Origin of the sequence: Sphingomonas sp. (genome assembly GCF_036388215.1) — a bacterium.
Lineage (GTDB): Bacteria > Pseudomonadota > Alphaproteobacteria > Sphingomonadales > Sphingomonadaceae > Sphingomonas.
In genome coordinates, this window is sequence record NZ_DASVSH010000001.1 from 1 (window position 1) to 20,488 (window position 20,488).

At 64.8% G+C, this 20,488-nt stretch carries 22 protein-coding genes and 1 tRNA gene; 12 read left to right on the forward strand and 11 right to left on the reverse strand.

Annotation, left to right across the window (positions count from 1 at the left end):
- The 4 genes from sufB to VF617_RS00020 all read right to left on the reverse strand — a co-directional run.
- Positions 1-987: Fe-S cluster assembly protein SufB (sufB, locus tag VF617_RS00005; protein ID WP_331012796.1), on the reverse strand; the 987-nt coding region annotated here is incomplete at its 3' end.
- A complete protein-coding gene (locus VF617_RS00010; protein ID WP_331012797.1) occupies positions 987-1,397 on the reverse strand; it encodes an Rrf2 family transcriptional regulator in 411 nt (136 codons plus the stop codon). The genes VF617_RS00010 and sufB, both read right to left, overlap by 1 nt.
- A gap of 57 nt (positions 1,398-1,454) precedes the next feature.
- Positions 1,455-1,901, reverse strand: a complete 447-nt coding sequence (locus tag VF617_RS00015) for a helix-turn-helix domain-containing protein (protein ID WP_331012798.1) — start codon at positions 1,899-1,901, stop codon at positions 1,455-1,457.
- Positions 1,901-2,371 (reverse strand): DUF6597 domain-containing transcriptional factor, encoded by a 471-nt coding sequence (locus VF617_RS00020; protein WP_331012799.1) that lies wholly within the window; start codon positions 2,369-2,371, stop codon positions 1,901-1,903. The genes VF617_RS00015 and VF617_RS00020 overlap by 1 nt, the downstream gene beginning before the upstream one ends.
- Before the next feature lie 241 nt (positions 2,372-2,612).
- On the opposite strand from VF617_RS00020, the gene VF617_RS00025 reads away from it, so the two are divergent.
- Positions 2,613-3,590: a quinone-dependent dihydroorotate dehydrogenase gene (locus VF617_RS00025; RefSeq protein ID WP_331012800.1), complete on the forward strand. Its 978-nt coding sequence runs from the start codon at positions 2,613-2,615 to the stop codon at positions 3,588-3,590.
- Here VF617_RS00025 and VF617_RS00030 read toward each other — a convergent pair.
- A complete protein-coding gene (locus tag VF617_RS00030; protein ID WP_331012801.1) occupies positions 3,587-5,308 on the reverse strand; it encodes a gamma-glutamyltransferase family protein in 1,722 nt (573 codons plus the stop codon). The genes VF617_RS00025 and VF617_RS00030 overlap by 4 nt on opposite strands.
- Before the next feature lie 317 nt (positions 5,309-5,625).
- Here VF617_RS00030 and VF617_RS00035 point away from each other — a divergent pair, with 317 nt between their 5' ends.
- On the forward strand, positions 5,626-7,437 hold the full coding sequence (locus tag VF617_RS00035) for an AMP-dependent synthetase/ligase (RefSeq protein WP_331012802.1): 1,812 nt from the start codon (positions 5,626-5,628) through the stop codon (positions 7,435-7,437).
- Here VF617_RS00035 and VF617_RS00040 read toward each other — a convergent pair.
- Positions 7,364-8,356, reverse strand: a complete 993-nt coding sequence (locus tag VF617_RS00040) for a lipase family protein (protein WP_331012803.1) — start codon at positions 8,354-8,356, stop codon at positions 7,364-7,366. The genes VF617_RS00035 and VF617_RS00040 overlap by 74 nt on opposite strands.
- Positions 8,357-8,618: 262 nt before the next feature.
- On the opposite strand from VF617_RS00040, the gene VF617_RS00045 reads away from it, so the two are divergent.
- Positions 8,619-8,876 (forward strand): YjhX family toxin, encoded by a 258-nt coding sequence (locus VF617_RS00045; protein ID WP_331012804.1) that lies wholly within the window; start codon positions 8,619-8,621, stop codon positions 8,874-8,876.
- Between the two features lie 48 nt (positions 8,877-8,924).
- Here VF617_RS00045 and VF617_RS00050 read toward each other — a convergent pair whose 3' ends face one another.
- From VF617_RS00050 to VF617_RS00065, 4 genes are all read right to left on the reverse strand, one after another.
- Entirely contained in the window at positions 8,925-9,464 is a 540-nt protein-coding gene (locus tag VF617_RS00050; RefSeq protein WP_331012805.1) for a thermonuclease family protein, read from the reverse strand.
- A 271-nt stretch (positions 9,465-9,735) separates the two neighbouring features.
- Positions 9,736-10,179 carry a DUF2059 domain-containing protein gene (locus VF617_RS00055; protein ID WP_331012806.1) on the reverse strand — a complete coding sequence of 148 codons (444 nt, stop codon included), beginning with the start codon at positions 10,177-10,179 and terminating at the stop codon, positions 9,736-9,738.
- Positions 10,176-12,239 (reverse strand): S9 family peptidase, encoded by a 2,064-nt coding sequence (locus tag VF617_RS00060; RefSeq protein WP_331012807.1) that lies wholly within the window; start codon positions 12,237-12,239, stop codon positions 10,176-10,178. Before VF617_RS00060 ends, VF617_RS00055 begins: the two co-directional genes overlap by 4 nt.
- An 18-nt stretch (positions 12,240-12,257) precedes the next feature.
- Positions 12,258-13,004: a TonB family protein gene (locus VF617_RS00065; RefSeq protein ID WP_331012808.1), complete on the reverse strand. Its 747-nt coding sequence runs from the start codon at positions 13,002-13,004 to the stop codon at positions 12,258-12,260.
- A 124-nt stretch (positions 13,005-13,128) separates the two neighbouring features.
- Between VF617_RS00065 and VF617_RS00070 the strand changes: the two genes are divergently transcribed.
- Positions 13,129-13,458 carry a hypothetical protein gene (locus VF617_RS00070; RefSeq protein WP_331012809.1) on the forward strand — a complete coding sequence of 110 codons (330 nt, stop codon included), beginning with the start codon at positions 13,129-13,131 and terminating at the stop codon, positions 13,456-13,458.
- Here VF617_RS00070 and VF617_RS00075 read toward each other — a convergent pair.
- Positions 13,455-14,501: a DSD1 family PLP-dependent enzyme gene (locus VF617_RS00075; protein WP_331012810.1), complete on the reverse strand. Its 1,047-nt coding sequence runs from the start codon at positions 14,499-14,501 to the stop codon at positions 13,455-13,457. The two genes, VF617_RS00070 and VF617_RS00075, sit on opposite strands and share 4 nt — an antisense overlap.
- 91 nt (positions 14,502-14,592) lie before the next feature.
- Between VF617_RS00075 and VF617_RS00080 the strand changes: the two genes are divergently transcribed.
- The 8 genes from VF617_RS00080 (at position 14,593) to VF617_RS00115 (ending at position 20,480) form a co-directional block, all read left to right on the forward strand.
- Complete coding sequence (locus VF617_RS00080) at positions 14,593-16,389, forward strand: aminopeptidase P family protein (RefSeq protein ID WP_331012811.1); 1,797 nt, start codon at positions 14,593-14,595, stop codon at positions 16,387-16,389.
- Positions 16,356-16,505 (forward strand): hypothetical protein, encoded by a 150-nt coding sequence (locus VF617_RS00085; RefSeq protein ID WP_331012812.1) that lies wholly within the window; start codon positions 16,356-16,358, stop codon positions 16,503-16,505. Before VF617_RS00080 ends, VF617_RS00085 begins: the two co-directional genes overlap by 34 nt.
- A 182-nt stretch (positions 16,506-16,687) precedes the next feature.
- Positions 16,688-16,762: transfer RNA gene (locus VF617_RS00090), tRNA-Thr, on the forward strand.
- A 576-nt stretch (positions 16,763-17,338) separates the two neighbouring features.
- Positions 17,339-18,082, forward strand: a complete 744-nt coding sequence (locus VF617_RS00095) for a LuxR family transcriptional regulator (protein ID WP_414713920.1) — start codon at positions 17,339-17,341, stop codon at positions 18,080-18,082.
- An 81-nt stretch (positions 18,083-18,163) separates the two neighbouring features.
- Positions 18,164-18,781: an acyl-homoserine-lactone synthase gene (locus VF617_RS00100; RefSeq protein ID WP_331012814.1), complete on the forward strand. Its 618-nt coding sequence runs from the start codon at positions 18,164-18,166 to the stop codon at positions 18,779-18,781.
- 9 nt (positions 18,782-18,790) lie between these two features.
- On the forward strand, positions 18,791-19,672 hold the full coding sequence (locus VF617_RS00105; protein WP_331012815.1) for a phytanoyl-CoA dioxygenase family protein: 882 nt from the start codon (positions 18,791-18,793) through the stop codon (positions 19,670-19,672).
- Between the two features lies 1 nt (position 19,673).
- On the forward strand, positions 19,674-20,264 hold the full coding sequence (locus tag VF617_RS00110) for a GntR family transcriptional regulator (protein WP_331012816.1): 591 nt from the start codon (positions 19,674-19,676) through the stop codon (positions 20,262-20,264).
- Positions 20,265-20,345: 81 nt separating this feature from the next.
- Complete coding sequence (locus VF617_RS00115) at positions 20,346-20,480, forward strand: benenodin family lasso peptide (protein ID WP_331012817.1); 135 nt, start codon at positions 20,346-20,348, stop codon at positions 20,478-20,480.
- The last annotated feature ends 8 nt before the right edge of the window (positions 20,481-20,488 follow it).

Genomic DNA, 20,488 nt, shown 5'->3' on the forward strand with positions numbered 1-20,488 from the left:
TTCGCCCTTGAGGATGCAGCTCGGATATTTCCAGGTGATCGCGCTGCCGGTCTCGACCTGGGTCCAGGAGACTTTGGAGCGGGCGCCGGCGCACATCGCGCGCTTGGTGACGAAATTGTAGATGCCGCCAAGACCGTTGGCGTCCCCCGGATACCAGTTCTGCACCGTCGAATATTTGATCTCGGCATCGTCCAACGCGACCAGCTCGACCACGGCGGCGTGGAGCTGGTTCTCGTCGCGCATCGGCGCGGTGCAGCCTTCGAGGTAGGAGACGTAGCTGCCCTTGTCGGCGACGATCAGGGTGCGCTCGAACTGCCCGGTATTTTCGGCATTGATCCGGAAATAGGTGCTGAGCTCCATCGGGCAGCGCACGCCTTCGGGGATGTAGACGAAGGTCCCGTCGCTGAAGACCGCGGCGTTCAGCGCCGAGAAGAAATTGTCGCGCACCGGCACGACCTTGCCCAGCCATTTGCGAACCATGTCGGGATATTCGCGGATCGCCTCGCTGATCGAGCGAAAGATGACCCCCGCGGCTTCGAGCTCGGCGCGGAAGGTGGTGGCGACCGATACACTGTCGAACACTGCGTCCACCGCGATCCTGCGCGCACCCTCCACGCCCGCGAGCATTTTCTGCTCCTCGATCGGAATGCCAAGCTTTTCATAGACGCGCAGGATCTCGGGATCGAGCTCGTCCAGGCTGCCGATCGTCTTCTTCGCCTTGGGCTCGGCGTAATAATAAGCGTCCTGATAATCGATATCGGGGATCGCGAGCTTGGCCCATTCGGGGAGCTCCATCGTCTGCCAGATGCGGAACGCCTTGAGCCGATAGTCGAGCATCCATTCGGGCTCGTTCTTCTTGGCGGAAATATAGCGGACAGTGCCTTCGCTCAGCCCCTTGGGCGCGAACTCCTGCTCGATATCGGAGCTGAAGCCCCATTCGTATTTCTTGTTCGCGGCGGCCAGCGCCTCGGCATTCCTTGTAGCCATCAGATATTTCCACTCAAACTGGCGAGGCTGACCCCCGCGAGCGCACCCTTAACCGCGCCGTTCACCACGCCTATGTGCGGCTTGACTCGGCAACTGCCCTCCACGGCACAATCGTGCCTGCTCGTATCGACGCAGATAGCCAGCGCAATCGGCCCCTCGATCGCCTCAACGATATCGGCCACCGAAATCGCCGCCGGTGGCCGGCTCAGGCGAAAGCCCCCGCCCGTGCCGCGCGCACTTTCGATCAGGCCCGCGCTCGACAGGCGGCTCACCAGTTTCTGCACGGTGGGCAGCGGCAATCCCGTCTCTTCGGCAAGGGTGGTCGCGTTGAGACGACAGCTGGCCCCGCATTTTCGCGCGGCGGCCGCCATCATCACCACGGCATAATCGGCAAGGCTCGAAAGACGCATCGTTTCCTTTTCGGCCAACAGCGCTGCGCCGGGCACAATCAGACAAAATCAATCCGATTACATGTGGGGCCAAGCGCCCTTGAAATCAACCGATTCGGGGATGACGTCCGGCAGGAAATGGAACGTCTCGTTGTTCAGCGTCACCGCCAGCACCGGATCGATCCCCGCGCGCAGCGTGGTGGGGGTGTGGCCGGTGAAGTGGCGAATCTCGTTGATCATGTGGGACTGGTCCGAAAAGGGGCCGACGACTTCTTCGATTAGAGCGCCCTGAGAGATTCGCATCGCCGCGCCGATCGCGCGAAACTTGCGCCTGAGGTGCGCCGGGCTGCCGCCGAAATACTCCTTGCACAGGCGCTGGACCTGGCGCTCGCCGATATTCGATTTGGCGCGGATCAGGCCATAGAGCTTGTCGAGCCCAGGGTCGCCGCTCGCGGCCCATTCTCGAACGGCGCGCAGAAAAAGCAGGTGCGCGAGCGGGATCGGCTTCACTTCATGTTGACGCATCAGGAGCAAGGCTCGACCGCCGCGATCATTTCCTCCAGCGTCGTCATGTGGCGCAGCCGCTGGAGCAGCAGCGGGGCCTGTCCGCAGAACAGCTTCTCGCCATCGACGACGCTATCGGCCACCTTGTCCGCCGGCAGGCCGATCAGCGCCTTCCAGCCGATCGCGCGCAGCGACACGCCGAAGCAGTGGAAGGGCCCCTGGATGCGATATCGCGCCGCCGCGGTGCCGGGGCCGTTGACCATGATCGGCTTGCTCCTCTCGATACGGCCATCGGGAAAGATCAGCTCGCCTTCGCCGCGGAGCATGAAGCGCAGCTGCCCCAGATCGACGCGCTCCACGCCCCTGATCTCGCGCGCGTCGTTGCGGAACAGATAATAGGATTCGACATGCGGCATCAGCGCGCCGGTCGCCTTGCGGAATTCGATATGCGGCTGTGGACCGGGAGCCCCGCTCGCCGCTCCTTCCGCCACTCGATTGCTTGCGCTCTGCATCGCCCGGTTGCCCCCTGGCCCCGGATCGAGGCTATCGCGAACCCCGGGAATATAAAAGTGGCCCGGCCAGCAAGCCGGCCGGGCCTTAAAGTGAAGGGTCCCCTGTTGAAAGCGGAACCTGGGTCGCGTTTCCCCCCTAAATTCTATTGGAGTCGAGAGATTGCAGGAAACCGACATGTCCTTTTGACCCGCGGCCCGCGCAGTGCGAAAGGCCGCGTAAATGCCTCTTTCGCCCCGTTCCATCCTGTTCGCGCTGGACCCCGAGCGCGCCCACCGCGCGGCAATCCGCGGGTTGCGGCTTTGGGGTTCGCTGGGCGCGCCTTTTGCGTCCGAAATGGACACATCGGCAGGGGTGACCGTCGCCGGGATCGATTTCCCGAACCGGATCGGGCTCGCAGCCGGGCTCGACAAGGATGCGCAAGCGATTCCCGGGCTGTTCGCCCTCGGCTTCGGCGCAGTCGAAGTGGGGACGCTCACGCCCCGGCCCCAGCCCGGCAATCCCACGCCCCGGCTGTTCCGGCTCACCGAAGACGAAGCCGTGATCAACCGCATGGGCTTCAACAATGACGGGATCGATGCGGCGCTCACTCGCATCGCCCGGCTGGGCAAGCGGCCGGGCGTGCTCGGCATCAATGTCGGTGCGAACAAGGATAGCGAGGACCGGATTGCGGATTATGCGCTGGGCGTCGCCAGGGCCGCGCCGCACGCCGATTACATCACGATCAACGTCAGCTCCCCCAACACGCCAGGCCTGCGCGACTTGCAATCGCGCCCGGCGCTCGACGAACTGCTGGCGGCAGCCGACGCGGCGCGCGCCGGCACGCCCCTGTTTCTCAAGGTCGCGCCCGATCTCGACAGCGCCGGCATGGAAGGCGCGGTGCGCGCGGCGATCGACAACCATATCGACGCGCTGATCGTCTCGAACACGACGATCTCGCGCCCGCCATTGCGCTCTGTTCATTCAGGCGAAGCGGGCGGCCTATCGGGCGCGCCGCTTGCCCGGCTGGCGCTGGCCAAGCTGATCGAGGCGCGCGTGGCGTCCGGGGGGCAACTCGCGCTCATCTCGGCGGGCGGGATCGACAGCGGCGACGAAGCCAGGCGTCGCATCGACGCGGGGGCCAGTCTCGTCCAGATCTATTCGGCGCTGGTATTCAAAGGGCCGGGCTTGGTCCGCGAGATTGCTCGCGCGCTGCGCTAAGGAGCATTTTCCGCAACAGCCCTCCCCTCGCGCCGCGGATCATAGCCGCCGTCGAAGCGACCGCCCCGGATCATCACTCCTTGCAAGCCCGAATCCTCGCCCTGCCCGGGTTTTAGATCGATCCCCCTTGCCTTGAGCGCCGCCAGGATCTCGGGCGAGAATTTGGTCACTTCGCCATTAAAGGAAGCCCCGCGCGCTACGAGATTGGGCAGCGCGATCGCCTCCTGCATTGGCAGCCCCCAATCGATCGCGCCGACCAAGGTTTTGGCGACATAAGGCAGGATCGCGTTGCCGCCCGCCGACCCGGCCGCGCCCACAAAATTCCGGTCGGCATCGATGAAGACCAGTGGCGTCATCGATGAGCGCGGGCGCTTGCCCGGCGCGGGGGCGTTCACCGCGAGCCGCCCTTCGGCATCGCGCGGCTGCATCGTGAAGTCGGTCATCTGGTTATTGAGGAAGAACCCATCGACCATGCGCCCCGATCCGAAGATCGATTCGACTGTAGTGGTCATCGAGACGACATTGCCCTCGCCATCGCCGACGATGAAGTGCGAAGTACCCACTGGTTCGAGCGTCCGATCGGCTCCCGCGATCTTGCCGCCCTCCGGCTTGCCGGCCACCGGCGGCGGTCCGGCCATCTCGCCGATCAGCCTGGCGCGGCCGGCGACATAGGTCGGCTCCAGCATCCCCGACACGGGAACCGTGACGAAAGCGGGATCGCCGACATAGCGGTCTCGATCGGCATACATGATCCGGCTCGCCTCGGCGAAGAGGAACCAGGCTTGCGGATCGGCCGGCCCGCGCGCGGCGATATCGGTATGTTCTAGGATCGCGAGCAGCTGGAGCAGGCCCACACCGCTCGAGGGCGGCGGCGGCGTGCAGACCAGATAGATGCGGTAGCGCCCGCACAGCGGCTCGCGCTTGATCGGGCGATACGCCGCGAGATCGGCCAGCGTCATCGATCCGCCGAGCGGCGCCGCACGGGTGCGCGCCACGATCCGCTCGGCCGTGGGACCTTCGTAAAGCGCCTTTGCGCCCTCGGACGCCAGCCGCTTGAGGAATTCGGCATAAGCGCTGTTGAACAGGCGATCGCCCACTCCCTTCTTGCTGCCGTCCGCATTGGAGAAATAGGCCAGCACATCGGGGGCGCTGCTCTGCGGGAAACCGCCCGAGGCAAGAAAGCGCCCGAGCCGCGGCGAAATGACGAAGCCCTCGCGCGCCGTTCGCTCGGCATCGCCGAACAGCGTGCGCCAGGGGAGCTTGCCATGCTCCTCATGCACCATGTCGAGCAGCCGCACCGCGCCCGGGACGCCCGTCGCACGCCCGCTCAGCACGGCCTGCGGAAAGGGAAGCGCCTTGCCGTTTGCGTCGAGGAACATGCCCTCGCTCGCGCCCTTCGGCGCGACTTCACGTCCATCATACACGCTGATCCGGCGCGACTTGCCGTCATAATAAGTGATGAAGGCCCCGCCGCCGACGCCCGAGCTTTGCGGCTCGGCCAGCGACAGCATCGCCTGGACCGCGACCGCCGCATCCGCCGCGCTGCCGCCGCGCCGGAGCACCGCCATGCCGGCTTCCACTGCGAGCGGATTGGCCGCCGCCACGAATATCTGCGCTTTTCGCGCCTGGGCCGCCGGCTGATCGGCAACACGGTCCCGCGTCGCCGCACATGCCGCGAGCGCTAGGGAGGCGGCAACCGCCAGGATTTTCCGCAACATCGTCATACACCCGCGATAGCGCAGCGCTCGCGCTGGCGAAACCCAAGCCGGCGCTCTAGGGTCCGTACTCGATACCGGCAATGGCCGGGACGGAGCGAGATTTGGCTTGCAGGGAGGAACTAGGAGGGAGCGATGCTTTGGCATCGTGACCGACGACGTGACGTAGCTGCAGGCCAAATCTCGCCCGCCGCTTCGCGGTCGCCCGGAGAGGGGCCGGGCGATCACGACCGTTGCCGGTATCGAGTGCGGACCCTAAGACATTGGAGGAGAAAGAAGCTTCCGAATCGGAAAGCAGGAGGCGGCATAGGGGGCCAAGCATGAGCCGCAAGCTCGAACATTTCGAAAATCTGGTCGCGATGTTTTTCACGCGCGCCCGCGAAAAGGGCGACAAGCCGTTTCTGTGGCACAAGAAGGAGGGGTCCTGGCACCCAACGAGCTGGGCCGAAGCCGCGCGCCAAGTCGCCAGCCTCGCCAGCGCGCTGACCGCTTTGGGCCTGAAGCGCGGCGACCGCGTCATGCTGGTCAGCGAGAACCGCCCCGAATTCTGCATTACCGATCTCGCGATCATGGCGGCGGGCTGCGTCACCGTGCCGACCTACACGACCAACACCGAGCGCGATCACCAGCACATCATCGAGAATTCGGGAGCGTGCGCGATCGTCGTCTCGAACACCAAGCTCGCGAAGACACTGCTTCCCGCCGCGATCCGCGCGTCTTCGGCCCGGATGATCATCGGGATCGACGAAGTTCGTATCGGGCAACAGGCCAGCTTGGATTTCCACGACTGGCACGATCTGATCGCGAAGCACGACACGCCGGCGAGCGAAGCCGCGGCGCGCGCGACGTTCGGGCGCGGGGACACGGCCTGCATCATCTACACCAGCGGCACCGGCGGAAGCCCGCGCGGCGTGATGCAGCATCACGGCGCGATCCTCCAGAATGTCGATGGGTGCTGCACGATCATCAGCGAGGATTTCGGCTGGGAGGACGAAGTCTTCCTCTCCTTCCTACCCCTGAGCCACGCTTACGAGCATACCGGCGGCCAGTTTTTCCCGATCGGGCTGGGCGCTGAAATCTATTATTCGGAAGGGCTGGAGAAGCTCGCTTCGAACATCGAGGAGGTTCGCCCGACGATCATGGTCGTCGTCCCGCGCCTGTTCGAAGTGTTGCGCACGCGAATTACCAAGCAGGTGGAAAAGCAGGGCAAGGTCGCGGCCTATCTGCTCGATCGTGCGGTTTCGATCGGCGGCAAGGCGGCGAAGGGCCGGGTGCCGCTGTACGATCAACCGATGAACCTGATCCTCAGCGCCACCTTGCGCCCAAAGCTCGCCAAGAAGTTCGGAGGGCGGATCAAGGCGATGGTCTCGGGCGGCGCGCCGCTCAATCCCGAGGTCGGCAATTTCTTCTCGTCGCTCGGCCTCACCTTCCTCCAGGGCTATGGCCAGACCGAGTCCGCACCGGTGATCTCGTGCAACCGGCCTAGCGCGGGCCTGAAGATGGATACCGTCGGCCCGCCGCTGCCCGGCGTCGAAGTGCGGATCGCCGAGGATGGCGAAATCCTCGTGCGCGGCGAGTTGGTCATGCACGGCTATTGGCGCAACGAGGAGGAGACCGCGCGCGTCCTCAAGCCAGACCCGGCGGAGCCGGAAAAGGGCGCGTGGCTCCGCACCGGCGATATCGGGCTGATCGACGCCAAGGGCCGGATTCAGATCACCGATCGCAAGAAGGACATCATCGTCAACGACAAGGGCGACAATGTCGCGCCGCAAAAGATCGAAGGAATGCTCACGCTGCAGAGCGAGATCGTCCAGGCGATGATCGCAGGCGACAAGAAGCCCTATATGACCGCGGTGCTCGTTCCGGATTCCGAATGGACCCAGGAATGGTGCGCGAAATCCGGAGAGCGATGCGATTTCCGGTCGCTTGCGCACAATCCCGATTACAAGGCGGCGCTCGCCGCCGCGGTCGAGCGCGTGAACAAGGAAATCTCGGTGACCGAGCGCGTCCGCAAGTTCATCATCGCCGATGGGCCGTTCACGATCGAGAACGAGCAGCTCACCCCCAGCCTGAAGATCCGCCGCCATGTGCTGAAACAGGCTTATGGCGAGCGGCTGGACGCGCTGTACTGACTGCGGAATCGCTGCGTCCGTGATCGCATTCGGCCTCGCCCAGGCATATGAGCCGGTCATAGCCGCTCCCCGGGCAGATCGCGTGCGCGGTCAGGGGCGCGGGCAGCAGTCCGGTCAGCCGGAAGCCGCGCCGCTCCAATAGTGTAGCCAGCCTCTGCGGCCGCCGTGCGCCCCGCCAGGGCTGCAGCTCCCTGCTGGCCGACCCGGCAGTCACGCGCTCTCCCACCGGCTGATAATCCGCGGTCCTCAGCTTCGGAAACAAGGCGCGCGCGAGCGACTGGACGAAGCCCGGCATTTGCGGCCCCGGCGGAAGATGCGGCACGGGATCGCTCGCCAATTCGTAGCGCAGGCAGGCGATCCGGCTTTCGGCATAGCTCTTCGCGAAGGCGGAATTGCCCGCGCGCGCGGCGGCGATCGTGGCAACGCTGATCTGCAGGTCCGCCCAGCGCGTCTGCCGCGCCGCGCGGGCCGCGAAGAGATTGGCGAGCGCGCCGCCCTTGCTGTGCCCGGTAACGAACAAATGCCGCGCCGAGCGGCGGTCCAACAGGCTCTGGTCGAGCATCGCCTGCACCGCGGTGTGCACGCCCGGCTTGCCGTCCAGATCCCCCCACAGCCGGCGCATTGAATCCGAGAACCCCAGATGCACGCCCCCGCCATACAGCCGGTCCTCGACGCACAGCGACAGCGACCCGTTCAGCCAATCCAGCACGACATGCCATTCGTCATTGCCGGTTCCGAAAAAGGGCGGAAGCGAGCCGCGAAACGCGACGACCACGCCTTCATTGACTCGGCCCACCAGCGCGAGATCGATCCCGCGCGCGATCACCGCCGGCGGCTCGATCCAGCCGACCCGGCGCTGCTCCACTTCCATCCGGGGCTGATATGCCTGCGATGCCGCATAGAGCATCCGGCGCTTCATGCAGTCGCGCATCTCGATTCCTTCTCAGCCGGTTCCTGCTCCGAGTCCGTCGAACCGCGGATGAACGAAGTTCCGGCGCTTGACGAGCGGCCCGTCCCCGCGCCAGAAGAGCCCCCGCACCCTACGCCAGAGAGCGCGCATGAAGGAAATTGCCACCCGCTGACCGACGGCCGGAGCCCGGGCTCCGCGATCCGTCGCGCATGCGCTGACTCCGCCCACCGGCGGAGCGCGCCGTTGCACGTCAGCGACAAGGGCGATTCGCTTGAATATCTCGAAACACGAACAGCGCGTGCTCCACGCGCTGGCGCAAGGCGGGCGCATCACGCACCGCCGCGATTCCGACGGCCGCATAGCGGCGGCCGATTGCTTCACGCGGGAGGGCTTCGTGCTCACCGATTGCACGCTTGGCCTGTTCCGCAAGCTCAAGCGACGGCGGCTGATCGCCAGCTTTGGCGGGCAGCCCTATCGTATCACGCGCGAAGGGCTGGCCGCAGTCCGGGCGCAGCTCGACAATCGTTGAGCGAGACTTGGAAGAGGGGCGCCGCCGCCTGGCGAAAGGGTTCCTGCCTCAGCACCAGGGCCGGCGGCTCCCCGTCCAGCGTCGCGCCAGTCCCTCGGCGACGAGTTGCTCACCGAGAGAGTGGCCGTTGCGCATGGCGATGCGGAGCAGGCGGCCATAGCGATCGATATCGCGTCCCTGGGTCTCGAGCGTGACGGGGCCGGCGCTGAGCAGCGCCTGCAGCCGCGCCGTTGCCGCCGCTCCCAGCCGCGCCTCTTCAGGGCAGCGCGAAGGATGCGTCTCCGGCGCATCGATGTCGGCCACGCGAATCCTGACGCCATCCATCCAGAAGGTGTCGCCATCGACGACGCAGTTCGTCCCGCCGCCGGCCTGGCAGAATCCGAACTCGACCGTGGCGGCCGTGGCGGGTGCAATGGCGGCACGCGGCGGCTCGACACGCCAGCCCAAGCCGATCGCCGCGCCGGCCGCGATCATCCCGGTTAGCGCCAGTCTGAACGGGACGGACATGGCAGGCCGAGCCATGCGCCGGGCGCGTTTTCCGCCATCGAGACCGCGCAGCGAGCGGTGAAATTCAAGCGAGTGCCGCATGCCGCACTCTACCCGGCGGAGCGTCAACAAATCCTGAGCGGGCGTTGCGCGGGGAAACCTTCGCCCCCCAGTATCAGCTGCTTCGGCTGGCACGGGCGCGATTGGCCAGCGGGTCAGAACGTGCGCCCGGCATCTCCATTTCGGCGGCATTCGCCTCCGGTACGGATACGAAGCACCACTATCTCCGCAGGCTAAAAAGCCCCCGCCTTACGCTCAGCGAGCTGTCCGATTCGCCCTTTGCCACCAAAGCCATCGGCTGGTGATGCCCCAGTCAGCGAGCTGGGCAGCCCTTGCCGGTCTTGGCGCAGAAAGCCTTTCGCGCGTCGCCCTTGAAGTCCAGGTTGCCCACTTCGCCCATCGCCGCGACGATCGCGCCCGGTGTCGCGGCGCGCCAGCGCTTGCCCGCCTCGCTCTCGTTGAACGCGACGAGCATGCGCAGGTCCTCGACGGAGAGCTTGGCCGCATAGGCACGCCCGGTAGCGGTCATCAGCCGATCAACCCCGGCCTTGCCCTGATCGGCGGCGGCGGCGCGCAATGCCGCCTTGTCGGCTTCGCTATACTCGGGATGCTGGGCGACAAGCTCCTCGGTTTCCTTGGCCATGATCATCGGCAGCACCGCCGCCAGCGTGCCGGTTTCCGCCAGCCGCTTGCCCAGTGCGAGCGCTTCGGGCGTCGGATCGGGCGCAAGCAGCGCGAGCGCGTAGAGCAGCATCATTTCTCGACTCCCAATTGCCACAGCACGAATGCCATTTCGTCCGCCGCTTCCTTCAGGCTTTCCCAGCGGCCCGACTTGCCTCCATGCCCCGCGCCCATGTTGGTCTTGAGCAGCAGTATATTATCGTCGGTCTTGGTTGCGCGCAGCTTCGCGGCCCATTTGGCGGGCTCCCAATATGTCACGCGCGGATCGTTGAGCCCGCCCGAGATGAACATCGGCGGATAATCCTGCGCCTTCACATTGTCATAGGGCGAATAGGAGCGGATCAGCTCGAAGGCGGCCGGATCCTCCACCGGATTGCCCCATTCGGGCCATTCGCCGGGCGTCAGCGGAAGCTCGGCGTCGAGCATCGTATTGAGCACATCGACGAACGGCACGTCGGCAACCACGGCGCCCCACAGATCTGGATCGCTATTGACCACCGCCCCCATCAGTTCGCCCCCCGCCGATCGGCCGGCGATCGCGATGCCTCCCTTATGTGTATAGCCGCGCTCGATCAGCCCCTTCGCCACATCGACGAAATCGTTGAAGGTGTTTTCCCGCTTCTCCAGCTTGCCGTCGAGATACCATTGCTGGCCCAGATCGTCGCCGCCGCGGATATGCGCGATGGCGAAGGCCATGCCGCGGTCGAGGAACGACATCCGGCTGGTGGAAAAGCCCGGCGGGATGGCATAGCCATAGGCGCCATAGGCGTAGAGATAGAGCTTGCCGGTCCCGTCCTTGGGGAAATCCTTCGGATAGACGATCGACACCGGAACTTCGGTCCCGTCGCGCGCGGCGATCTTAAGCCGCTCGGTGCGATATTTGCTCGGGTCGTAGCCGCTCGGAATCTCCTGCACCTTGAGCGTTTCCAGCTCGCCGGTGGCGACGTGATAATCATAGACCGTCCCCGGCGTGACCATCGATTCATAGCCGAGCCGCAGCTTCTGAATCGCATATTCGGGATTGTCCCCACTGCCCGCGACATAGCTGGCTTCGGGAAATTTTAGCCGCACCGGAGCGATATCGGACTCGTAGCGGTGCAGCTCGACCTGATCGAGCCCATCCTCGCGCCCCTCCACGATGAAGAAGTCCGCGAAGCACTCCACGCCCGTCATGTAGAAATGCCGCGAAGCCCCGATCCGCTCGGCCCACTTTCCCGGCGCTTCCACGTCCGCCGTCACCAGGCGGAAATTGGGGTCCACGTCGTTGGTGTGGATGAAGAGCGTGCCCTCATGCTCGTCCACGTCATATTCGCGCCCCTCCTTGCGAGGTGCGACCATCACCAGCGGCGCGGCGGGATTGTCGGCCGGCAGAAGATGGACTTCGCTGGTGACGTGATCGCCGGTCGAGACCAGCAGCCATTTGCGCGATTGCGTCTCGCCCACCGAGACGCGGTAGCCTTCGTCCGCCTCGCGGAACAGTTCGACATCGTCCTCGACGGGTCCCCCTAGCTTGTGCCAGCGGGCATTGTCAGTCCGCCATTGCTCGTTGGCGACGCCGTAGAGAAATCCGCTGGAATCTGCGGTCCACACGATCTCGGAGAGCATCCCCGGTATCATGTCGGGCAGCAATTCGCCGCTTTCCAGATCCTTGACCCTGACTTCGAACCGTTCGGAGCCGTTGTCGTCCACCGCATAAGCCAGCCAGCGCCCGTTGGGGCTGGCCGAGATCGCGCCGAGGCGGAAATATTCCTTGCCCTCCGACAATGCCGGCTCGTCGAGGATGAGCTGATCCTCGCCGCCCGCCGCCGGCTTTCGCCACCAGCGCGGATACTCGCCGCCGGTCTCGTAATCGGTCCAGTAGATCCAGTCGCCGTCGCGCTGGGGCACAGTGGATTCGTCTTCCTTGATCCGGCCGCGCATTTCCTTGAACAATTGCTCACTCAGCGGCTTGTGCGGAGCCATCACCGCTTCGAAATAGGCGTTCTCCTCCGCGAGATACGCGAGCACGTCCTTGTCGGTCACTTGCGGGTAGCCCGGGTCTTTCAGCCATGCCCAGGGATCTTGGATCGTGTGGCCATGTGCTGTGAAGCTGTGCGGGCGCGTGGCGGCAATCGGCGGCTTGAGGCTTTCAGTCATGCCCTCCCTTAGCCGAGCCTAGCGGTCTGTCGAACCCTCGGGCCGATCATAGTTTTCCCAGCTCTGCTCCCCAATCACCGTATCGACATAAGGCCGCCCCCGCGCATCGCGGCTCGGCGCATAGCGAAAGCGCCTCTGGATCAATCGGCAGGTCAATTGATCGAGCCGGGTGCTTCCGCTCGATCGCGTGACGCGGCACTCGCTGACGCGGCCATCGATTCCGACCCGCAGGCGGAAATAAACGGTGCCGCTGATATCGTCGCGTTCCGCCCAATCGGGATAATCGGAATCATACAGGTCGCCGCGCAGCAGCCGCAACACGGTGCCGCCCCCGCCACCGGTTCCGTCGCCCGAGCCGCCGCTGCCGGTACCGTCGCCTTCGCCGCCCGCGCCCGTTCCCGGGCCGGCGATCGGAGCGGCGCCGGAGGTCGTATCGCTGCCCTGCGCCGCGACGGGCGCGACCGGCATGATCGGGGGAACCGGCACGATCGTGGGCGGAGCCGCCACTTCGGTGGCGCGCGAAACCAGATTGGGCGGCGCCGCTGCGCCTTCCTCACGGGGCGCTGCTTCGGTTTTCGGTTGGACCTCAGGTTCGGGAGGGGGAGGATCGAGCGTGAAATCGAGCAACTGCATCGCCGGTGTGGCCGTCGGCACGATGCGGCCGCCCAGGCCCTGGATCAGCACCAGGATAAGCAGGCCCTGCACCGCCAGTGCGCCTGCCGCGCTCAGCGCCCGGCTGCGGGGGTCGATCCGTGAATAGCCCATAGCTAGCTCAATGCTTGCCCACGCCAGTGTGATCCTCGCTGAACGAAACGTTGTTTCAGGTTCATGCAACTACTCTAGCGTAACGAAGTTTAATGCAGATCAGTTCACAACAAAGGGTAGTCACATGCGCAAGATGATCTTCACGCTCGCCGCCTTCGCGGTCGCCGTACCCGTCGGCGTCGCGCTACCGCTCGATTCGGCTCAGGCCCAATCGTCGCGCTATTACAAGGGCACGAGCTACAGCAAGGCACGCTATCGCCAGGTCTGCCGTCACTCGTCGGGCACCACCGGCCTTGTCGGCGGCGGTGTCGCGGGCGCAGTGGTGGGCTCGAAGGTAATCGGCGGCGGGCTCCTCGGTACTGCGGCAGGCGCCGTGGGCGGCGCGCTGGCAGGCCGCGCGATCGACCGCACGGTCACCGCGAAGCAGCGCTGCCGCTATATTCGCCGTCGCTAAGTAGAACGCCCGCGCGCGGTGACCGGCCAGAAGCCGGTCACCGTGTCGCCTTCGACCAGCGCATAACGGTCGTACAGATTTACAGTCGGGTCGCAGTGCGGCGGCATCAGCGTGATCCGCGCCGCCAGGGCCGGCAACTCCTTCCCCATCACCGCGCCCTGCTCGTCTCCCATGAAGACGAAGTGTCCGTCTGCGCCCGCCGTGATCACGGGCACGCCAGAATCCGTGGCGAAAGCCTTCAGCCCGGCATCGATCGTGACCATGTCCGGCGTGTTGGCGCTGATCACGCTGGCATCGACGAACAGCGACGGCTCGAACGCCGGGCCGCGGAGTTCGCAATCGCCGTACTCCCGATCAAGGAAGATGTAGCTGCCGACCTGCAATTCGGTAAGGACGCCCAGTTCGGCGTCGATCGCGAAGCTCCCGGTTCCGCCGCCGGTCACCACCGGAACGTCTATCCCCGCCGCCCGTATCGCATCCAGCACGTTGCGCAGATATTCGGTCTTGGCGGCTAGCGCCGCGTGGCGGTCGGTCGCGCTTTGGATGTGCTGCTCCGAGCCGCAATAGAATTGAACGCCGCCGATCGCGCCGATTGCTTTCGCCAGCCCCGCCGCCGCCTTGGGTGAAATCACGCCCGTCCGGTGCACACCCGGATCGACATCGACGAACAGCGTCGCGCCGCATCCGGCCAGCGCGCGGGCATTATCGGGGTGATCGACCACCACCGACAGCTTTATCCGCCCCGCCAGCGCCCTCAGCCGCGCGATCCCGCCGGGCGTCACCACGGGGGAAGTGAGATGGATATCGCCGATCCCCTCCGCCGCCAGCGCTTCCGCTTCCGCCAATTTGGCGCAGCATATCCCGACCGCGCCGGCGGCAATCTGGCGGCGGGCGATCTCCGCGCTCTTGTGCGTCTTGGCATGCGGCCGCAGCGCCACTCCGCGTTCCGCAGCGAACGACGCCATCGCGACGATGTTGCGATCCAGCGCCGCCACGTCGAGGACGAGCGCAGGGGTCGGCAGATCATCGCGAGGAAAGGCCATTGCGCCCGCATAGCTTGGAACCGCACGACATGCTGACTTTTTCCGTGATCGGGAGCAAAGCACTCCGAACAATCCGCCTGAAAGTCTCGTCATGTCCAGCTACGCCGACCGCCTGAAAGCCCTTCGCGAACAACTCAAGCGCGACCGCCTCGATGGCTTCGTCGTGCCGCTCACCGACGAGCACATGTCCGAATATGTCGGCGCCTATGCCCAGCGCCTCGCCTGGCTTACGGGCTTCCAGGGATCGGCCGGAGCAGCGGTCGTCCTGCCCGATGAGGCCGCGATCTTCACGGACGGGCGCTACACGCTGCAAGTCCGCCAGCAGGTTTCGGCCGACGATTGGCAATATGTCTCGGTGCCCGCCATCAGCATGGCCGAGTGGCTTGGCGATCACGCCCCCGATGGCGGGCGCATCGGCTATGATCCATGGTTGCACACGCGCGCCTGGGTGATGGAAGCGCGCAAGGAGCTGGCTGAAAAGGGCGCGGAGCTGGTCGCGGTCGATACCAACCCGATAGACTCGGTCTGGCCCGATCAGCCCGCACCTTCGGACGCCAGGCTTTCGGTGCACGACGATGCCGCGGCGGGCAAAGCCTCCGCCGCCAAGCGCGCCGAGATTGCCGACTGGCTCGCCGAGCGCAAGGCCGACGCAGTCGTGCTCTCCGCGCTCGATTCGATCGCCTGGGCGTTCAACATCCGCGGCGATGACGTGAGCCACACGCCCGTCGCGCTGGCCTACGCCATCGTCAATTCAGACGGCACCGCCGACCTGTTCGTCGCGCCGGAAAAGATGACGGAAGCCGTCGCCCAGCATCTCGGCAACGCCATCCGCGTGCATCCCCGCGCTGCCTTCGCGCCCGCGCTCATGGCCTTCAGGGACAAGCGTGTCGCCGCCGATCCCGAGCGCGCGGTCGCGGCAATTTTCGACGCGCTCGAGTCCGGCGGGGCGAAGGTGCTCAGCCTGCGCGATCCCATAGTGCTGGCCAAGGCGCTCAAGAACCCCGCCGAGATCGCGGGACACAAGGCCGCGCAGGCACGCGACGGCGCGGCGCTGGCGCGCTTCCTCAAATGGTTCGAGGAAACCGCGCCCGCGGGCGGGCTCACTGAAATGTCGGCGGCGGACAAGTTGCGCGAATTCCGCGACGCCACCGGGCTGCTCAAGGATCTGAGCTTCGACACTATCTCCGCCACCGGCCCCAACGGCGCGATCCCGCACTACAAGGTAACCGCGGAATCGAGCCTGCCGATCCAGCTCGGCCAACTTTATCTGGTGGATTCCGGCGGCCAATATGCCGATGGCACCACCGACGTGACTCGCGTCATGCCGGTCGGCGAGGCGGCCGAGGAAATGAAGGACCGTTTCACGCGCGTCCTCAAGGGGCATATCGCCATCGCCACTGCGACCTTTCCCGCCGGCACCTGCGGCGCGCAGCTCGACAGCTTCGCGCGCGCACCCCTGTGGGAAGTGGGCCTGGATTTCGGCCATGGCACCGGGCACGGGGTCGGCGCCTATCTCTCCGTTCACGAAGGGCCGCAGCGCATCGCCCAGCCTTATTATCCCGGCGGGCAGAGCCTTGAGCCGCTGAAGGCCGGCATGTTCCTCTCGAACGAACCTGGCTATTACAAGACGGGAGAATTCGGCATCCGCATCGAAAATCTGGTGCTGATCGTCGAGAAGCATATCCCCGGGTCCGAACAGCAGATGCTCGGCTTCGAGACGCTCACTTTCGCGCCGATAGAACGAACGCTGATTTTACCTAATCTTTTGACTCAAAACGAACTTGCCTGGCTTAATGAATATCATTCGCGGGTGGTGCAGATCATCGGCCCCAAACTGGATGCGGAAGAGCGGCGATGGCTGGAAGCGAAGTGCGCGCCGGTAAGCTGATGTGGTTCGCGGCGGGCGCCGCGAGCATGGCGATCTATCTGCTCGGGCCCCATGCACTCATCGATCAGGCCTATGACCTGGGCTATTCTGCGTCGGAGTGGGTCCGCACCCGCTGAGCCTCGCCTTGCGCCTGCTCGCGCGACTGGGCCTTGCGCTTGCGCAGGTTCGCCCGCAGCGCTTCCGCCAATCGAGCCTTCTTGTCCCCTTCGCTCATCCCCCGTGATAAACCCGCTTGGCTTGGGTTGACAATCGGCTTTCCCCAAGCACATAGGCCCCTCCGCTCCGCACGGGCCGGAATGCTGCCGTAGCTCAGTGGTAGAGCGCATCCTTGGTAAGGCTGAGGTCGTGAGTTCAATCCTCACCGGCAGCACCATTTTTCTCTTGTAAATCAAATACTTAACTCACGCCATCCGGGGCACTTTGGCCCGGATGTGCGCCGCGGAAGCACCACGGAAGCAAGCGGCGTCGTAGCCTCGGCCAGCGTGGCGAAGAAAACCCGTCGCGGCAGCGGCCTGAATCGGGTGGCTTGGCTTCTCTCTGCTGGGCGCGATCCCGCCGGCACGGATCGCCCGAACTGTGGCGGTGCGAAGTTGGTCGAGAGGGCGGCAATCGCCCAGAGACGGCACAAGGTCGCCAAGCGGACGTGCCTGCAAGGTCGGAGATTGAACGCGTGCCAAGTCACAGGGGAGTCAGGAGGCGCGGGGCCCACCTAGGCAGCGGGGATAAGATGCATGGCCTCTGCGATCTTAATCGCTATTGCTGCATGATGAACGCTGCGGAAACTTAGATTATTCCGCAGACGAAAAGACCTATATTTGACATTCTACAACATTTCAGAGAAAAAACGATACGACGCCGAGCGTTATCTTGAGAAGTATGGCTACCGGCGTCTGGCTCTTAACGATGCTCGTGGTGCTTTGGGACACCCTTGCTTTCGACGTTGGTCGATATGGCAAGATTGGCAATAGCAACCGCCTTTGAGGACATGCTGCGAGATACGAGCGAACTATCCGCCTTGTTCGGATTGCTGCAGGAATGTTCGAGCGCGATGGGTTTTCGCTACTTCGCCTTGACGCATCACATGGACTTCGCTGCGTCGCCAGTTCCCGGCATACGCATCCACAATTACCCGCTGGAGTGGCAGGAATGGTTCGATCAGCGATCCCTCGGGCGCTTCGACCCGATCCATCGCGCCAGCCATGTTACGAATATGGGCTTCGCCTGGACCCGCGTTCCCGATCTCATCCAGTTGACCTCCGGTGATCGCGAAGTCCTTCGGCAAGCCCGAGAAGTCGGGATCGGCGACGGATTTACGGTTCCGGCCAATGTGCCTGGCGAATATAATGGCTCATGTTCCTTTGCTGTCGGTTCCGGCGACGCATTTCCCGATCAGCATGTCCTGATCGCCCAGCTCGTGGGCGGCCTCGCATTCGAGACCGCGCGGCGGCTATCCGAACCGCGACAAGCTCCGAAGGCGCAGCCGATGACCGACCGCCAACGTGACTGCGTCCTGTGGGCCGCCCGCGGCAAGACCGATTGGGAGATCTCCCGCATCCTCGGTGTCAGCCACGAGACGGTCATCCAGCACCTCAAACATGCGCGAGAGCGCTACGGCGTGCAGAAGCGAGCGCACCTTGCCGTGATGGCGTTGTTCGACGGTAGCATCTGCTTCTCGGATATCTTCCTGAAGTAACCCGCCCCCCCCATTCCTTGGAATATCGCGTGAGCCGCGAACTCCCGATGCTTGGCCCTCCCAATCCCGAGGAGGTTCCAGGTGGTCGCGCTTATCGACACGACAATCACATCCGGTTGCGACGCCACAATGCGCGGCATGTTCGCCGCCCGGAAGGAAGTGTTCGTCGATCTGCTCGGGTGGCAGGTCCCGGTGCTCGACGGTCGGTACGAGATCGACCAGTTCGATGACGAGCATGCCCGCTACCTGATCGTCACGGACCTCACCTGCGGGCACCTGGCCTCGGCCCGGCTCTTGCCGACCGTCCGTCCCCACATCCTCGACACCCTCTTTCCGGCCCTGTGCGCAGGCCGGGTGCCGCGAGGCCCCGAAACGTTCGAGATCACCCGCTTCTGCCTCGACCGCCGTCTCCCGGCCGCCCGCCGCAGGGATATGCGCAACCGGCTGGTGACCGCGCTGGTGGTGCACGCCCTCGCAAACGACATTCGGACCTATACCGGCGTTGCCGAGCCAGTCTGGCTCGACCAAATCCTGAAATTCGGTTGGGACGCAGGTCCGCTCGGGCAGGTCCTGCGCGATCGCACGCAGACACTTGGCGCACTGCGAATCCAGATCACGCCGGCGACACCGTCGCTGCTCGCCCAGACCGGCATCTGGTCCCCCACCGAGCCGCTGTCGGCTGCAGCTGTCTGCGCATAGGAGGCCGAGTTGACTTCAACAGCCATCACCCCCGTCGCCGCCTGCAATTCCGAGAGCTTCGACCACCTCACCCAACACGGATGGTGCGTAGCGCGCGACTTGGTCAAGCCCGATACGGTGGCCGCCCTGGCGGCCGACCTGCGCCGGATATTCGACCGGACCCCATTTTGCTCGGGCGATTTCTACGGTGCGCGGACCAAGCGCTTCGGTAGCCTATTGCGCCGGTCGCCGTATGCCGCGTCGCTGGTTCGACAACCGCAAATCCTTGCGATGGCCGAAAGCGTGCTGACGCCTTGGTGCGACACAATCCAGCTCAACCTCGCCCAGGCCATCGCGATCCACCCGGGCGCGCCTATTCAGTTTCCGCACCGCGACCAGGATATGTGGCAGGGCGTGAAGGGGGAGGTCGAGTATCTCGTCAACGTAATGTGGCCGCTTACGCCATTCACCGCGGATAACGGTGCCACGATAATCTATCCCGACACTCATGGACGCCAGGCGCTGCACGAAGGCGATCCGGGAAGACCGATCAGCGCGATCTGCGACCCGGGCAGCGCGATCGTATTCCTCGGTTCGACGCTGCATGGCGGGGGTACGAACCAGACGAACGCAGTGCGCGACGCGGTCGTGGTCAGCTACTGCCTCGGCTGGCTGAAGCCATATGAAAACCAGTGGCTGGCCTATCCCCCGGAAATCGCCCGGACGTTCGATCCCGAGCTCGCCGGACTGGTCGGTTATAGGCAACATCGGCCAAACCTCGGCAATTACGAGGGCGTTTGCCCGTCCGTGCTCCTGCAAGACCAAGTGCCAGACAATATCGCCGCGGTTGATGCACTACGGCCGGACCAACGCGATGCTGTAGCGGCACACCGCCGCGATCAGGAAGCATGACATGAGCCCCCTTCAGGCGATGGAGCGGAGCTATGCGGCTCTGAAGGCTCAGCTGCGCGACGGCATCTACCGGCCCGGACATCGGCTCGAAGCAAATCGGATTGCTGACGAGCTCGGGATTAGCATGACGCCGGTGCGCGACGCTCTCAATCGCCTCGTCGGCGAGGAACTCGTCGAAGCCAGCACCGGTGAGGGCTTCCACGTACCGCGTCTCAGCGAGGGTGATCTGCGGGACCTGTACGAGTGGAACTCCGCGATCGCCATCCTAGCCGCCCGGAGTGCGCGGACTATCCCCGATCCTGAAGCGGTGCATGCCGCGATGTCGAGTGATACGTTGGCTGATGCCACCGCGACCTGCTTTCAGCTGCTCGCCGGGTCCGTGCCGAACCAGGAGCTCCGCATCGCAATCTCGCGAGCTGCCGATCGGCTCCATCCGTTTCGACTCATCGAAGCTCAGGTGCTCGAACCGGTTCTCGGAGAACTTGAAGCCCTTCTCGAGCCGGCGGAGCGGCGTCAGGCGGCCATCCGGCGCTACCATCAGATCAGAATGCGTGTAGCACCTGAGCTCGTCCGACTGCGCACCGGAAAATAACCCGATTATAAAGTTCTTATAGAGCGTCGGAGGGTCGAACTTTCCTTTGCCGCGATTCGCGGCGTATCACGGAGAGTGACCATGGAACGCACCAACGAAGACGCGATCGCCCTGATCGACCTCGGCGCCGCCAGCGTCGAAACCCAGGGCATCAAGGGCCCCGATTTCGAGCCCGTCGGCCAGCAGCTGCTCGCCGGCCTCTCGGACGAGGACTGACCGGCTCG